A 14,103-nucleotide genomic window follows, 5' to 3' on the forward strand; every position below is an offset into this window, starting at 1 on the left:
TCCTAGACATGGATCGGGTGGGAGACGCGGCCGGCTGTCTCGTCGATCTCACGGTGCGCCTTGTCGAGCATCTGCATGGCGAGTTCGTTCAGGGCCCGGGCGCCGGCGATCTCCTCCCCGACCCTCGGCTGATTGGGGTCGGTGTAGTGCCGGGACGCGTGCCCGTGGGCGCGCACCTCGGACCCGTCGGGCAGCCGGACCAACGCGACCGCGCGGGTGTGCTCGTCGTCCTCCATGAACTCCATCTCGATGTGCCATCCCACTGCGGTGTGCATCATGACGGATCACCTCCGGATCTCCTCTCGTTCCAGAGTGCGCCTCCCGCCCGCGGGCCGCATGCGCCCGCCCTCCGCGGTCGGTGGAGCGGGCCGACCGGGACGACCGCGACGCCCGAGGCGTCACACCTCGCGGTCCCGAACATCCACCAGCGTCGCCCCCGCGTGGGTGATCAGGTCCTTCGGGGGCATCGGGAAGACCGTGTAGGGGGTGCCGGCCGCGGCCCATACGACCGGGTGGTCGAGGAGGGAGCGGTCGGCGAGGACGCGGGTGCGGGTGCGGTGGCCGAAGGGGGGTACGCCGCCGATGGCGTAGCCCGTGGTCTCGCGGACCACGTCGGCCTTGGCGCGGGTGACCTTCCCGGCGCCCAGCTCCTCGCGGACCCGGTCCAGGTCCACCCGGGACGCGCCGTCCATGAGGACGAGGACCGGCACGCCGTCGGCGGCGAAGATCAGCGACTTGCAGATCTGGCTGAGCTCGCAGCCGATCGCGGCCGCGGCCTCGGCGGCGGTGCGGGTGGCGTCGGGGAAGCGGCGGACCTGGCCGGCCACGTCCCCCAGGCCCAGCTCCCGCAGGGCCTCGGCGAATCGGGGGTGGGCCGCGGAGCCCTCGCTGTCGGTGGCTGAGGTCGTCATGCGGGGCACCGTAACCGCCGGAACCCGGTGGACGGAAACGAGAAAGCCGGTGAGGGCGCCCCGTCCCCACGGAGCCCTCACCGGCTGGTCGTGACCGTCCGGGCGGTCAGGCCCGGACGAGTTCCTTGTCCTCGTCGTCCCGGTCCGCCGTGCGGTCGTGCACGGCCAGGCTCTCGCCCTCGACGTCGACGTTGGGCAGCGCCCGGTCCAGCCACTTCGGCAGCCACCAGGCCTTGGCGCCGAGCAGCGCGAGGACGGCCGGGACGATGGCCATGCGGACCACGAACGCGTCGAAGAGGACGGCGATCGCGAGGCCGAAGCCGATCATCTTGACCATGGAGTCGCTGGACCCGATGAACCCGGAGAACACCGCGATCATGATGATCGCCGCGGCGGTCACCACCCGTGCGCTGTACCGGAACCCGGTGACGACGGCCTGCGCCGGCTTCTCGCCGTGGACGTGGGCCTCGCGGATGCGGGTCACGAGGAACACCTCGTAGTCCATGGCGAGGCCGAAGACCACGCCGACCATGAAGATCGGCATCATCGACATGATCGGGCCGGTCTCCTCGACGCCCATCAGGCCGGACAGCCAGCCCCACTGGTAGACCGCGACGACCGCGCCGAGCGCCGCCAGCACGGAGAGCAGGAAGCCGAGGGCCGCCTTCAGCGGGACCAGGATCGAGCGGAACACCACGATCAGCAGCAGGAACGCGAGCCCGACCACCAGCACCAGGTACGGCACCAGCGCGTCGTTCAGCTTCTGCGAGACGTCGATGTTCATCGCGGTGGCGCCGGTGACGAGGACCTCGGCGCCGGTGTCGTCCGTGATGTCGGCGCCTGCGGCCCGGATGTCGTGCACCAGGTCCTCGGTGGCCGCCGAGGACGGCTTGGCGTCCGGGACGACGGCGATCGTCGCGGTGTCGCCGGCCTTGTTGGGGGCCGCCGGGGCGACGTTCACGACGTTGTCGAGCGCCTTGATCTCGTCGCCGGCCTGCTGGAAGACGGCCTGCGGGTCGTCGCTGCCCTGGGCGTCGACCACGACCACGAGCGGGCCGTTGAAGCCGGGGCCGAAGCCCTCGGAGAGCAGGTCGTAGGCGCGGCGCTGCGTGGTGGACGTCGGCTGGGAGCCGTCGTCGGGCAGGCCCAGCTCCAGGGAGCCTGCCGGGACCGCTGCGGCGCCGAGGCCGACGATGCCGAGCAGCAGCACGGCCAGCGGACGGCGGACGACGAAGCTCGCCCAGCGGGTGCCCATGTTGGGCCGGTCCGCCTTGTCCTTGTTCTTGGCGCGTCCGCCGCCGAGCAGCTTGCTCTTCTCGCCCGCGGGGCGGACACGGCGGCCGGCGTAGCCCAGCACGGCGGGGATGAGGGTGAGGGCGATGAGGACCGCGACGGCGACCGTGCCGGCGGCGGCGATGCCCATCTTCGTCAGCATCGGGATGTTGACGACGGACAGGCCGACCAGGGCGATGACGACGGTCAGGCCGGCGAAGACCACGGCGGAGCCGGCGGTGCCGACGGCGCGTCCGGCCGCCTCCTCGCGCTCACGTCCCTCGGCCAGTTCGGCGCGGTAGCGGGAGACCACGAACAGGGCGTAGTCGATGCCGACCGCGAGACCGATCATCGAGGCCAGGATGGAGGTGGTGGAGCCCAGGTCGAGTGCGCTCGCGAGCGCCGTGATGGTGGCGACGCCGATGCCGACGCCGACGATCGCGGTGAGCAGGGGCAGCCCGGCGGCGAGCAGCGAGCCGAGGGTGACGACCAGGACGACCGCGGCGATGCCGATGCCGATGATCTCCGCGGAGCCGGTCTCCGGGACGGCCTGGAGGGCGTCACCGCCGATCTCGACGGTCAGCCCGGAGTCGCGGGCGTCCTCGGCGGCGGTCTTCAGGGCCTCGCGTGAGGATTCCTCCAGCTCCATGCCGGGGACCTTGTAGGTCACGGAGGCGTAGGCGACCGTGCCGTCCTGGCTGACGCCGCCGCCCTGGTACGGGTCGGTGACCTGGGCGACCTCGGCCCCGCCGGACAGCTCGTCGACGGTGTCCAGGACGGCCGTCTTGTTGCCGGGGTCGGTCATCTTCTGGCCGTCCGGCGCCTTGAAGACGACACGGGCGGTGGCTCCGTCGGCGCTGGCGCCGGGGAACCGTTCGTCCAGCAGGTCGAAGGCCTTCTGGGCCTCGGTGCCGGGGATGGAGAAGGAGGAGTTGCCGGCGGCGGGCGCGCCGGCCGCACCGGCGCCCGCGAGGGCCAGCAGCGCCACCCAGAACAGGGCGACGAAGTGCCGTTTCCGGAAGGAGAACCGGCCGAGTCGGTAGAGGAATGTGGCCACGAGGGCGTACTCCCGGTCAGGTCGTGGAGGTATCAGGGCAGGGGGGATCAGCCCGACGACGACGCGAGCGGATACGTCAGGAGGTGGCTGACTTGGGTCTGACTGGGGAGGTCAGTCGGGTGGGGCGACTCCGAGGGCGGGGAGCACCACGGCGTCGATGTACGAGGTGAGGAACGTCTGCGTGGGCGGCTGCTCGTCGATCAGCATCCGGGTGGCGAACGCCCCGACGAGCATGTGCACGATGTAGTCCAGCGCCGGGCAGTCCGCGCGGACCTCGCCCCGTCGGATCGCGCGGTCGACGATCCGGCGGAACTCCTCGACCTCCGGCTCCACCAGCAGCTCGCGGAGCGCCTGACGGAGGTCGTCGTTCTGGTGCACCGCCATGGCGAGGGCCCGCATGAGGGCGACGTTCTCCGCCATGACGCAGTCGTCCTCGCGGGCGATGATGGCGTGCAGGTCACCCCGCAGGGACCCGGTGTCCACGTCGGCGAGGCCGCCCGGCTTCTGGCTGTGCATCGCCCGGACCACCAGCTCGGCCTTGCCGCCCCACTGGCGGTAGAGCGTGGCCTTGCTGGACCGGGTGCGCGCGGCCACGGCGTCCATGGTGAGGGCGTCGTAGCCGACCTCACGGAGCAGGTCGAGCACGGCCCGGTACAGCTCGGCCTCGCGCTCGGGGGTGATCCGGCTGCGACGTGACGTCGCGATGTCACTCATGCCGACCACCTTTCCGCTCCGGGTCCCACCGCGTCAAAGAAACGACACGGTTTCGTACAAGAAGAAGGTACCCCGGGCCGCTAGCGAAACGAAACGGTTTCGTTCGTGTTCTGCGTCACGGTTGTTCGCTCGGCATAAGGGATTCACACGAGTTGCTGCGGTCCGTCCCCCGGAAAAGCATGGGGAGGGTGACCTATCTGCGTCTGCCGCACCTCAAGGACGACCTGCTGTGCTTCGTGGCGGAGGACGACCTCTGGCTCGCCCCGCTGGACGGGGCGGGCCGCGCCTGGCGGCTCACCGTCGACCGCACCAAGCTCGGCCACCCCCGCTTCTCCCCCGACGGCCGCCACATCGCGTACACCAGCTGGCGCAGTCTGGACCCCGAGGTGCACCTGGTGCCGGTGGACGGCGGCCCAGGACGGCGGCTGACGTACTGGGGCAGCTCCGACACCCGCGTCTGCGGCTGGGCCCCGCCCGACGAGCACGGGCACGAGGCGATCCTCGCCGTCACCTCGCACGGCGAGCCCTTCTCCTACTTCACCTGGGCCTACAAGCTCGGCCTCGACGGCAGCCCCGGACGCAAGCTGCCCTGGGGCCCGGTCTCCGACATCCAGGTCGCCGACCTGGAAGGGGAGCGCAAGTCACTGCTGCTCACGGGTACCCCGCCGCACGAACCGGCGTCCTGGAAGCGCTACCGGGGCGGCGCCACCGGCCGGCTCTGGCTGCACGGGCACCGCCTGCTGGAGGGCATCGACGGCCATCTGCACGCGCCGATGTTCGTCGGCGGCCGGATCGCCTTCCTCTCCGACCACGAGGGCATCGGCAACCTCTACTCCTGCGCCCACGACGGCTCCGACCTGCGCCGCCACACCGACCACGACGCCTTCTACGCCCGGCACGCCTCCACCGACGGCAGCCGCGTCGTCTACCAGTGCGCCGGCGACCTGTGGATCGTGGACGACCTCACGCCCGACTCCCAGCCGCGCCGGCTGGACGTGCGGCTGAGCGGTCCGCGCTCCGGCCGGCGCCCCTACCAGGTGCCCGCCACGCAGCACCTGGACGGCCTGTCCGTCGACGAGACCGGCCGGGCCAGCGCGGTCGTGGTGCGCGGCAGCCTGTACTGGCTCACCCACCGCGACGGCCCCGCCCGCACCCTCACCGACACCCCGGGCGTACGGGTGCGGCTGCCGGAGATGCTCGGCGCGGGCGGCCAGGTCGCATACGTGACGGACGCCGAGGGCGAGGACGCGGTGGAGATCGCCTCGCTGCCCCGGGCGACCGGCCACCGCGCGCACCGCAGGCTGGCCGCGGGGAAGCTGGGCCGGGTGCTGGAGATGGTCGCCGACCCCGAGGGGCAGCGGCTCGCGGTCGCCGCGCACGACGGGCGGCTGCTGCTCGTGGACACCGACGAGGCGACGGACGGGACGGCGGAGGAGGTCACCGAGCTGATCCACTCCGGCAACGGCCCGGTGCGCGACCTCGCCTTCTCCCCCGACGGCGCCTGGCTGGCCTGGTCCCACCCGGTGATCGGGCGGTCGCTGCGGCAGATCAAACTCGCCCGGATCAAGGACCGGCTGGTCCTGGACGTCACAGGCGGCCGCTTCGAGGACGAGAACCCGGTCTTCACCCGGGACGGCCGCTATCTGGCGTTCCTGTCCTGGCGCGGCTTCGACCCGGTGTACGACGTGCACACCGGGGACCTGTCGTTCCCGCTGGGCTGCCGCCCGTACCTGGTGCCGCTGTCGTCGGCGACGCCCTCGCCGTTCGCGCTCAACCCGGAGGGGCGGCCGGCCGCCGGGGGGCTCGACCCGCTGGAGGAGGAGGGCGAGGAGGGCGGCACGGTCACCGTGGAGGCGGAGGGCCTGGAGAGCAGGGTGACGCCCTTCCCGGTGGCCGCGTCCAAGTACTCGGGCCTGTACCCGGTCGCGGGGTGCGGGCTGGTGTGGCTGCGCTGGCCGATCTCGGGCGCGCTCGGCGAGACGTTCGCCAACCCCGACGACACCACCGGCCGGCCCACCCTGGAGCACTTCGACGTCCCCAAGGCCAAGAAGTCCGAACTCGTCGCCCACCTCGACTTCTTCGCGGTCAGCGGCGACGGCACCCGGCTGGTCGTGGTCGACGAGGGCGACCTGCGCGCGGTGCCCGCCACCGAGCCGGGCGACGCCGACTCCACGGTGTGGATCGACCTGCGCCGCATCAAGCACGAGGCGGACCCGCCGGCCGAGTGGCGCCAGGCGTACGCGGAGGCGGGGCGGCTGACCCGCGCCTACTTCTGGGAGCCGAACATGTGCGGCATCGACTGGGACGGCGTGCTGGAGCAGTACCGCCCGCTGGTCGAACGGGTCGCCTCCCCCGACGAGTTCGCCGACCTGCTGCGCGAGGTCCTGGGCGAACTGGGCACCTCGCACGCCTACGTCACCGCCGCCCGCCGCAACGAGGGACCCCCGCACTACCAGCGCCGCCAGGGCCTGCTCGGCGCCAATCTGGTGCACCGCGAGGACGGCTGGACGGTGAAGCGGATCCTGCCCGGCGACTCCTCCGACTCCCGCGCCCGCTCCCCGCTGGCCGGCACGGGCATCCGCGAGGGCGCGGTCCTCACCCATGTCGACGGCCGCCCGGTGGACCCGGTCGCCGGGCCGTACCCGCTGCTCGCCGCGGCCGGCGGCACCACCGTGGAACTCACCTTCCTGCCGGACGGCGAGGGCCCGCCCCGGCGGGTCGCGGTCGTCCCGCTGGTCGACGAGACGCCCCTGCGCTACCAGGACTGGGTGGCCAAACGGCGAGCCGTCGTGCGGGAGTTGAGCGGCGGGCGTTGCGGGTATCTGCACATCCCCGACATGGGCGGCTCCGGCTGGGCGCAGTTCAACCGGGACGTGCGGATGGAGATGTCACGGCCCTCGCTCATCGTGGACGTGCGCGGCAACGCGGGCGGGCACATCAGCGAGCTCGTGGTGGAGAAGCTGACCCGCACCATCATCGGCTGGGACCTCACCCGCGACGCCCAGCCCGTGAGTTACGCCTCCAACGCGCCGCGCGGGCCCGTGGTGGCGCTGGCCGACGAGGCGACCAGCTCCGACGGCGACATGATCACCGCCGCGTTCAAACTGCTGAAGCTGGGCCCGGTGGTGGGGCAGCGCACCTGGGGCGGAGTGGTCGGCATGACCGGCCGGCACCGGCTCGGGGACGGCACGGTGATCACGGTGCCGATGAACGCGGCCTGGTTCGACGCCTACGGCTGGTCCGTGGAGAACCGGGGCGTCGACCCCGACCTGGAGGCGCTGCGCACCCCGCTGGACTGGGCCGAGGGCCGGCACGCGGTCCTGGACGACGCCGTACGGATCGCCCTGGACCTGCTGGAGGCCGAACCGCCCGCCTCTCCCCCGGGATACGCCGACGTGCCCGACCGGTCGCGTCCCAAGCTGCCGCCGCGGAGCCGCTGAGCCGCTGAGGGCGTGAGAAAGGGGTGCCCCCTTCGCCAGGGGCACCCCTTCCTACGGCACGTCACTGCCAGGGTGCTTCGACGTCAGATCTCCTGATCCTGGTCGAAGCGCTCCTCGGACTCGCGGCGACGCTGCGGGTCCTGCTCGTCGTCCCGACGGCGGCCGCGGTTCTGCAGCTGCTCCTTGCCCTGCTGGGCGCGCTGCTTGGCCTGCTGCTGGAACTGGCCGGCCTTCTCCTGCATCTGGTCCTTCATACCCATGTGGGTTCACTCCCGTTGTGGGGTGGGGGAACTTGCCCGACCAGATTCACACGGGCGGTGACCCTGCGCATGTCGATCAGTCACGCACCGTAGCGCGGTGCTGTTCGTCGGCGTTGCCGCCCGCGCCGACCAGGCCGATGCGCAACCCGTCGAGCCGGCCCGCGAACCGCTTCATCTCCCGTTGCCCCACGGTGCCGATGAGGGCGGGGAGAAAGCCGCGGATGCCCTGCATGCCGCGCAGCCAGGCCTGCCCGTAGACGTGCGCGGAGCGCCGCTCGATACCGGCGACGAGACGGTCCACGGCGGGTCCGAGCGGGTAGGTCTTGTTGGCCGGCCACGGCAGCCGCTGCCTCAACTCCCGCATGACGTCGTCCTGGTCGGCGCCGCGCACCATGTCGGTGTCGGTCCACGACAGGTAGCCGACGCCCACCTTGACGCCGCGGTGGGCGACTTCGGCGCGCAGCGCGTGCGCGTACGCCTCGACACCGGACTTGGAGGCGCAGTACGCCGTCATCATCGGCGCCGGGGTGATCGCGGCGAGGGACGCGATCTGCAGCAGGTAGCCGCGGCTCTCGGCGAGCAGCGGCAGGAACGCCCGCCCGGTGACGGCCGACCCGATCAGGTTGACCTCGATGACGCGCCGCCAGGCGTCCGGGTCGGACTCGGTGAGCGGACCGCCCGTCGCCACACCGGCGTTGGCGACCACGACGTCCACCCGGCCGAACCGCTCGCGCACCTCTTCCGCGACCCGGGCCATCGCCTCGTGGTCGGTGACGTCCGCGTACCAGTGGTCGCTGTCGCCGTGCAGCCGGGCGGAGACGTCCTTCAGCGCGTCCGGTTCGAGACCGACGAGCGCCAACGTCGCGCCGCGCGCGGAGAGTTTGCGGGCGAGCAGCTCCCCGACCCCGCGCGCCGCGCCGGTGACGACGACGACCTTTCCTTCGAGACTGACCCTGCTCATGCGCTCTCCTCGGCGGGTACGGGCGGCTGTGGGGCACTGACGTGGGCGGTGACGAGGTCACGGATCCGCGTGGTGACCAGGTCGGGCGCCTCGACGGGGGTCATGTGGCCGACGCCGGGCAGTTCGGTCAGGCCGCGGCAGTCGGGCAGCGCGGCGGCGAGCGCACGGGCGTGCACGGGCGGGGTGAGCCGGTCGGCGGTGCCGGCGACGATCTCCGTCGGCACGGTCAACTCCCGCACGCCCGCGTCGAGATCGAGCGTGGCGAGCACGTGCGACCAGGCATGGCGGACGGTGCGGGGGCAGGCGTGCACGATGCGGGCGCAGGCCTCCACCATGTCCGGCGCCGAATCCGGACCCATGGTCGCGTACTTGAGGATGCGGCGGGCGGCGGGGGTGACCGGGCCGAGCGGGGCGCGGCTGCCGAGGATGTGCCCGGTGATCCAGGTCCTGACCCGGCCGGGCCGCAGCGGCAGCACCGTGGACTCGGGGACGAGCCGCGTACTGCCCGTGCTGCACAGCAGGACGGCGGCGGCGTGCTCGCGGAACGCGGGCCGGGTGGAGGCGGCCATCACCGTCATGCCGCCCATGGAGTGCCCGGCTATGACCGCGCGTTCGCCGGGGGCGAGGGTGGCGGTGAGGACGGCCTCGAGGTCGTCGGCGAGCGCGTCCGTGCTGCACGCGGGGCTCGCCGGGGTGCGTCCGTGGCCGCGCTGGTCGTAGGCGATCACCCGGTGGTCCGAGGCGAGTTCGCGGATCTGCGCGGCCCAGAAGGCGGTCGAGCAGGTCCAGCCGTGCGCGAGGACGACGGCGGGCGCACCCTCGGGTCCGTGCACCTCGACGTGGATCGGGGAGCCGTCGGCGGAGGTGGCGGTCAGCTCGCGCACCGGGGCGGGCGGGGCGTAGCGCCCCGTGGTGACGGGGGACGGGCGGCTCATGCGGCCACCTCCTCGTTCTCCGCGCCGGTCTCGGGGCGGGCGTCGGCGGGGCGCAGCACGGCGTACTCGGCGAGGTCGACGCGGCGGGTGGCGCGCCGGAACTCGGCGGTGGTGCCGGGCCAGATGGTGGTGTTGCGGCCGCTGGCGTCGAGGTACCAGCTGGTGCAGCCGCCGGTGTTCCACACCGTGCGCTTCATCCGTTCCTGCACCCGGTGGTTCCAGGCGCGGACCGCGCTGGGGCGGGCGTCGAGGGCGACCCGGCCTCCGAGGACGTCGAGCTGGCGCAGGTAGTCGGCCATGTAGTTCAGCTGAGACTCGATCATCAGGATCATTGAGGAGTTCCCGAGGCCGGTGTTGGGGCCGATGATCGTCATCCAGTTGGGGAAGCCGGCCGCGGAGGCGCCGCGCAGCGCCTGCACACCGCCCGACCACGCCTCGGAGAGGGTCTTGCCCTCGGGGCCGACGACCCGCTCGGCGATCGGCATGTCCGTGACGTGGAAGCCGGTGGAGAAGACGATCGCGTCGGCCTCGGTCTCGGTGCCGTCGGCGGCGACCAGGGTCGAGCCGCGCACCTCGGTCAGCCCGCTCGCGACGACGTCCACGTTGGGCTGCGCGAGGGCCGGGTAGTACGTGCTGGACAGCAGGATCCGCTTGCAGCCGATGCGGTAGTCCGGGGTGAGCTTGGCGCGCAGCTCCGGGTCCTTGACGGCCCGCGCCATGTTCCGCTTGGCGAGCTGCTCGACGAACCCGAGCTCGCCCGGGTGCTTGGTGAACGCCTGCACCTGGAGCTCGCGGATGCCCCACAGCAGCCCGCGGCGCAGCTTGGTGGTGAAGGGCAGCGCCCGGTGCACGGCGCGTTCGGCGGCGCCGATGGGCCGGTCCATGCGGGGCAGCACCCAGGCGGGGGTGCGCTGGAACAGGGTGAGCTTCTCCACCTGCGGCTGGATCGACGGGACGATCTGGATCGCGGAGGCGCCGGTGCCGATCACGGCGACGCGCTTGCCGCGCAGGTCGTAGTCGTGGTCCCAGCGGGCGGAGTGGAACACCTTGCCGGGGAAGGTGTCGAGGCCGGGCACGTCCGGCAGCTTGGGCTCGGACAGCGGCCCGGTGGCGGAGACGACGACGTCCGCGCTCCAGTCGCCGGCGGTGGTCTCGATGTCCCAGCGCAGCCGCTCGGCGTCCCAGGTCATCCGCTTCACCTCGGCGTTGAAGCGGATGTGCGGGCGCAGCCCGAAGGTGTCGGTGACCCGCTCCAGGTAGGCGCGGATGTGCTCCTGGCCGGAGAAGGAGCGCGGCCAGTCGGGGTTGGGCGCGAAGGAGAAGGAGTACAGGTGCGAGGGCACGTCGCAGGCGCACCCCGGGTAGCTGTTGTCGCGCCAGGTGCCGCCGACGCTGCCGGCCCGCTCCAGGACGACGAAGTCCGTGATCCCCTCGCGGCGCAGCCGTACGGCGGCCCCGAGTCCGCCGAATCCCGACCCGATCACCGCGACCCGTACATGCTCGTGCTCGGCCATCCCAAAGCCTCCGCGCATCGCTCAGAACCATGCCAGTGAACACTGGCGCAATGGGGAGCGTAGAGCAGCGCCGTACTCATGGGTAGGGGTCGCGCGAGGAAAGTTACCGGCGGTACGACCTAGGCTTCAGGCGTGACGGACGACAGCGGCACCGAGAGCGGCACCCCCACGGAACGGCGCGAGTACCGCATGGAGGAACTGGCGCGGCTCGCCGGCATCACCGTGCGCACCCTGCGCTTCTACCGCGAGCGCAAGCTCATCCCGCCGCCCCGCCGCGAGGGCCGTGTCGCCTGGTACGACGACCAGCACCTGGCCCGGCTGCGCACCATCACGGCGCTGCTGGAGCGCGGCCACACCCTGAACGGCATAGCCGAGCTGGCCGAGGCCTTCGACAGCGGCCGCGGCGTCGGCGACCTGCTCGGCATGGAGGTCCCCACCGAGGAGACCCCGGTCCGCCTCACCCCGGAGGAGCTCGCCGACCACTTTGCCGGCGAGGTCACCCCGGAGAACCTGGCCGCCGCCCTGGACCTCGGCTACCTGGGCGTCGACGGCGAGGAGATCGTCCACATCAGCCGCCGTCTGCTGGAGGTGTCCTCCGCGCTGGTCCGCGAGGGCATCCCGCTGGGCGAGGTCCTGCGCACCGGCGCGGAGGTCCGCACCCACGCGGACGCCCTCGCCGACCTCTTCGCCGACCTGATCCTCCGCCACGCCCCGGAGGAGACCCTCCACCGTCTGCGCCCGCTGGCCCGCAGCGTGGTGGACGCGGAGCTGTCGCTGGCGCTGGACCGGAGACTGCGGAAGCAGAACGGAAGCATGTGATGCACGCCACACACGCCTGATGTCACGTCCGGGCCGTCCGCTCCCATCCGGTGGGTGTCAGCAGGCGAGCCGAGGAGGACACGGCCATGAACGCACGACGGAGGACTGGCACGGAGCCCGCGCACCACGTGGTGGTGCTGGGAGCGGGCTACGCGGGCATGGCGGCGGCCGTGCAGCTCGCGGCCCGCTCGGGACGGCGCCCGGGGGTGCGGGTGACCCTGGTGAACGCGGACGACCGCTTCACCGAGCGGATGCGGCTGCACGCGGCGGCGACCGGGCAGCCGCTCGCCGAACTGAGCGTTCCGGGGCTGCTCGAGAGCACGGGAGCCGCGTTCGTGCGCGGCTGGGTGACCTCGGTGGACGCGGACGCGCGGACCGTCCGGATCGACGACGAGCGGGTGCTGACGTACGACACGCTGGTGTACGCGCTCGGCGCGGTGGCCGACACGGCGTCGGTACCGGGCGCCGCCGACCACGCCTACACCCTGGACGGCGCCCAGGACGCCGCGCTGCTGGCCGGGCGGCTGGCCCGGCTCGACAGCGGGACGGTGGCGGTCGTGGGCACCGGGCTGACCGGCATCGAGTCGGCCGCGGAGATCGCCGAGCGGTACCCGCGGCTGAGGGTGGTGCTGCTGGGCGCGCGGGAGCCCGGCGCGGACCTGAACCGCAAGGCCGGGGTCCGTGTTCGGGCCGCGCTCGGCCGGCTGGGCGTCGAGGTGCGGGCCGGCGCCGAGGTGACCAAGGTGCTGCCCGGCGGCGTGGAGCTGGCGGGCGGAGAGGGCGTCATGGCCGACGCGGTGCTGTGGACGGGCGGCACGCGGGTGTCGCCGCTGGCGGCGGCCGCCGGCCTGGAGACCGACGGACGCGGCCGCATGGTCACCGACGCGGCCCTGCGCTCGGTGTCCCACCCGGAGGTGTACGCGGTCGGCGACGCGGCCGCGGTCCGCCAGGGCTACGGCGTGGTGCACGGCACCTGCCAGAGCGGGATGCCCACCGGCGTGCACGCCGCGCTGTCCGTCGACCGCACGCTGCGGGGGAAGCCGCCGAAGCCCTTCCGCTTCGGCTACTACCACACGCCCGTGAGCCTGGGCCGGGGCGACGCCGTGGTGCAGTTCACGCGCCCGGACGGAAGCCCGCGCCGCATCTGCCTGACGGGACGCGTGGCCGTCCGGTACAAGGAGACGGTGACCGCCTCGCCCTGGCCGACGTACGGCCGTATGCGGAAGATGCCGGCCTCGGGCGCGTTCTGGCCCCGCGGCGGGCGGTGGACCCGCGTCCGGGCGGGCCGATGACCGCGCCGTACGCCGACCCCGGCCAGCGGGTCTTCGAGGAGCACCGACGCCTGCTGTTCTCCGTCGCCTACCGCCTGCTCGGCAGCGCGGCCGACGCCGAGGACGCGGTGCAGGACGCCTGGCTCAAGTGGTCCGCCGCGGACCGCTCGCAGGTGGCCGCCCGAAGGCCTACCTGACGCGGATCGTGTCCAACGTGGCGCTGGAGCGGCTGCGTTCGGCCCGGCACAAGCGGGAGCTGTACGTGGGCCCGTGGCTGCCCGAGCCGATCCTCACCGAGGGGGACGCCGCGGACGCCGTGGTGGACGCGGAGTCGGTGTCGACGGCGCTGCTGGTGGTGCTGGAGACCCTCAGCCCTCTGGAGCGCGCGGTGTTCGTGCTGCGGGAGGCGTTCGGCTTCGGCCACGCCAAGATCGCCGAGGCCGTCGAGCGCTCGGAGACGGCGGTACGGCAGGCCGCGCACCGGGCCCGCGCGCATGTACAAGCCCGCCGCCCCCGCTTCACCGCGGACCGGTCGCGGCAGCGCGAGGTCACCGAGCGGTTCCTCGCCGCCACGGCCGGCGGGGACGTCAACGCGCTGATGGAGCTGCTCTCACCGGACGTCGCCCTGTGGACCGACGGCGGGGGCAAGGTCCGCCAGGCGCTGCGCCCGGTGAGGGGCGCGGAGACGGTCGCCGCCTGGTTCGCGGCCCTCGGCCGCGTCACCTACCAGGGCGTGGACCCGGCGGACGTGCGGGCCGACCTCGTCGAGGTGAACGGCGGTCCGGGCGTGGTGTTCCACGCCCCGGACCGCGTGATCGCCACGCTCACCTTCGACTTCGACGCGGACGGCCGGATCACGGCCCTGCACAACGTGGCCAACCCGGACAAGCTCCGGGCGGTCGCCGAGGGCACCGCGTACGACGTGGGCACGCGATGAGGGCGGCCGGGG

11 protein-coding genes and 1 pseudogene are annotated in these 14,103 nt (G+C 73.0%); 4 read left to right on the forward strand and 8 right to left on the reverse strand.

The features are described 5' to 3' along the window. Window positions 1-2: 2 nt before the first annotated feature. The 4 genes from AY578_RS13575 to AY578_RS13590 form a co-directional block, all read right to left on the reverse strand. A complete protein-coding gene (locus AY578_RS13575) occupies window positions 3-278 on the reverse strand; it encodes a DUF1876 domain-containing protein (RefSeq protein WP_028959621.1) in 276 nt (91 codons plus the stop codon). Between the two features lie 120 nt (window positions 279-398). Next, the gene (locus AY578_RS13580) at window positions 399-911 is read right to left on the reverse strand and encodes a YbaK/EbsC family protein (RefSeq protein ID WP_019524206.1); all 513 of its coding nucleotides are present in this window, start codon (window positions 909-911) and stop codon (window positions 399-401) included. A 106-nt stretch (window positions 912-1,017) separates the two neighbouring features. Beyond that, window positions 1,018-3,240, reverse strand: a complete 2,223-nt coding sequence (locus AY578_RS13585; protein ID WP_258902395.1) for an MMPL family transporter — start codon at window positions 3,238-3,240, stop codon at window positions 1,018-1,020. Between the two features lie 111 nt (window positions 3,241-3,351). Continuing rightward, window positions 3,352-3,954: a TetR/AcrR family transcriptional regulator gene (locus AY578_RS13590; RefSeq protein ID WP_019524204.1), complete on the reverse strand. Its 603-nt coding sequence runs from the start codon at window positions 3,952-3,954 to the stop codon at window positions 3,352-3,354. Between the two features lie 188 nt (window positions 3,955-4,142). Between AY578_RS13590 and AY578_RS13595 the strand changes: the two genes are divergently transcribed. Then, window positions 4,143-7,394 carry a S41 family peptidase gene (locus tag AY578_RS13595; RefSeq protein ID WP_258902396.1) on the forward strand — a complete coding sequence of 1,084 codons (3,252 nt, stop codon included), beginning with the start codon at window positions 4,143-4,145 and terminating at the stop codon, window positions 7,392-7,394. A gap of 83 nt (window positions 7,395-7,477) precedes the next feature. Here the strand turns inward: AY578_RS13595 and AY578_RS13600 are convergent, their stop codons facing one another. From AY578_RS13600 to AY578_RS13615, 4 genes are all read right to left on the reverse strand, one after another. Beyond that, entirely contained in the window at window positions 7,478-7,654 is a 177-nt protein-coding gene (locus AY578_RS13600; protein WP_020700088.1) for a hypothetical protein, read from the reverse strand. A gap of 76 nt (window positions 7,655-7,730) precedes the next feature. Beyond that, complete coding sequence (locus AY578_RS13605; protein WP_136239569.1) at window positions 7,731-8,615, reverse strand: SDR family oxidoreductase; 885 nt, start codon at window positions 8,613-8,615, stop codon at window positions 7,731-7,733. Then, on the reverse strand, window positions 8,612-9,550 hold the full coding sequence (locus tag AY578_RS13610; protein ID WP_028959618.1) for an alpha/beta fold hydrolase: 939 nt from the start codon (window positions 9,548-9,550) through the stop codon (window positions 8,612-8,614). Before AY578_RS13610 ends, AY578_RS13605 begins: the two co-directional genes overlap by 4 nt. Beyond that, a complete protein-coding gene (locus AY578_RS13615; RefSeq protein ID WP_019524199.1) occupies window positions 9,547-11,064 on the reverse strand; it encodes a flavin-containing monooxygenase in 1,518 nt (505 codons plus the stop codon). The genes AY578_RS13610 and AY578_RS13615 overlap by 4 nt, the downstream gene beginning before the upstream one ends. A gap of 189 nt (window positions 11,065-11,253) precedes the next feature. Between AY578_RS13615 and AY578_RS13620 the strand changes: the two genes are divergently transcribed. From AY578_RS13620 to AY578_RS13630, 3 genes and pseudogenes are all read left to right on the forward strand, one after another. Continuing rightward, window positions 11,254-11,883 carry a MerR family transcriptional regulator gene (locus AY578_RS13620; RefSeq protein ID WP_026243726.1) on the forward strand — a complete coding sequence of 210 codons (630 nt, stop codon included), beginning with the start codon at window positions 11,254-11,256 and terminating at the stop codon, window positions 11,881-11,883. 86 nt (window positions 11,884-11,969) lie between these two features. Then, window positions 11,970-13,175 carry an NAD(P)/FAD-dependent oxidoreductase gene (locus tag AY578_RS13625; RefSeq protein WP_136239568.1) on the forward strand — a complete coding sequence of 402 codons (1,206 nt, stop codon included), beginning with the start codon at window positions 11,970-11,972 and terminating at the stop codon, window positions 13,173-13,175. Continuing rightward, a pseudogene (locus AY578_RS13630) lies at window positions 13,172-14,091 on the forward strand (RNA polymerase sigma-70 factor). The gene AY578_RS13625 and the pseudogene AY578_RS13630 overlap by 4 nt, the downstream one beginning before the upstream one ends. The last annotated feature ends 12 nt before the right edge of the window (window positions 14,092-14,103 follow it).

The organism is Streptomyces thermocarboxydus, from assembly GCF_024760485.1.
Taxonomy (GTDB): Bacteria; Actinomycetota; Actinomycetes; order Streptomycetales; family Streptomycetaceae; genus Streptomyces; species Streptomyces cellulosae.

What these genes read in the sequence shown, in the direction of transcription:
- AY578_RS13615 (WP_019524199.1), bottom strand. Translation starts at nt 11,064, where the DNA reads ATGGCCGAGCACGAGCATGTACGGGTCGCGGTGATCGGGTCGGGATTC.
- AY578_RS13625 (WP_136239568.1), top strand. Translation starts at nt 11,970, where the DNA reads ATGAACGCACGACGGAGGACTGGCACGGAGCCCGCGCACCACGTGGTG.
- AY578_RS13620 (WP_026243726.1), top strand. Translation starts at nt 11,254, where the DNA reads ATGGAGGAACTGGCGCGGCTCGCCGGCATCACCGTGCGCACCCTGCGC.
- AY578_RS13610 (WP_028959618.1), bottom strand. Translation starts at nt 9,550, where the DNA reads ATGAGCCGCCCGTCCCCCGTCACCACGGGGCGCTACGCCCCGCCCGCC.
- AY578_RS13605 (WP_136239569.1), bottom strand. Translation starts at nt 8,615, where the DNA reads ATGAGCAGGGTCAGTCTCGAAGGAAAGGTCGTCGTCGTCACCGGCGCG.
- AY578_RS13590 (WP_019524204.1), bottom strand. Translation starts at nt 3,954, where the DNA reads ATGAGTGACATCGCGACGTCACGTCGCAGCCGGATCACCCCCGAGCGC.
- AY578_RS13575 (WP_028959621.1), bottom strand. Translation starts at nt 278, where the DNA reads ATGATGCACACCGCAGTGGGATGGCACATCGAGATGGAGTTCATGGAG.
- AY578_RS13580 (WP_019524206.1), bottom strand. Translation starts at nt 911, where the DNA reads ATGACGACCTCAGCCACCGACAGCGAGGGCTCCGCGGCCCACCCCCGA.
- AY578_RS13600 (WP_020700088.1), bottom strand. Translation starts at nt 7,654, where the DNA reads ATGGGTATGAAGGACCAGATGCAGGAGAAGGCCGGCCAGTTCCAGCAG.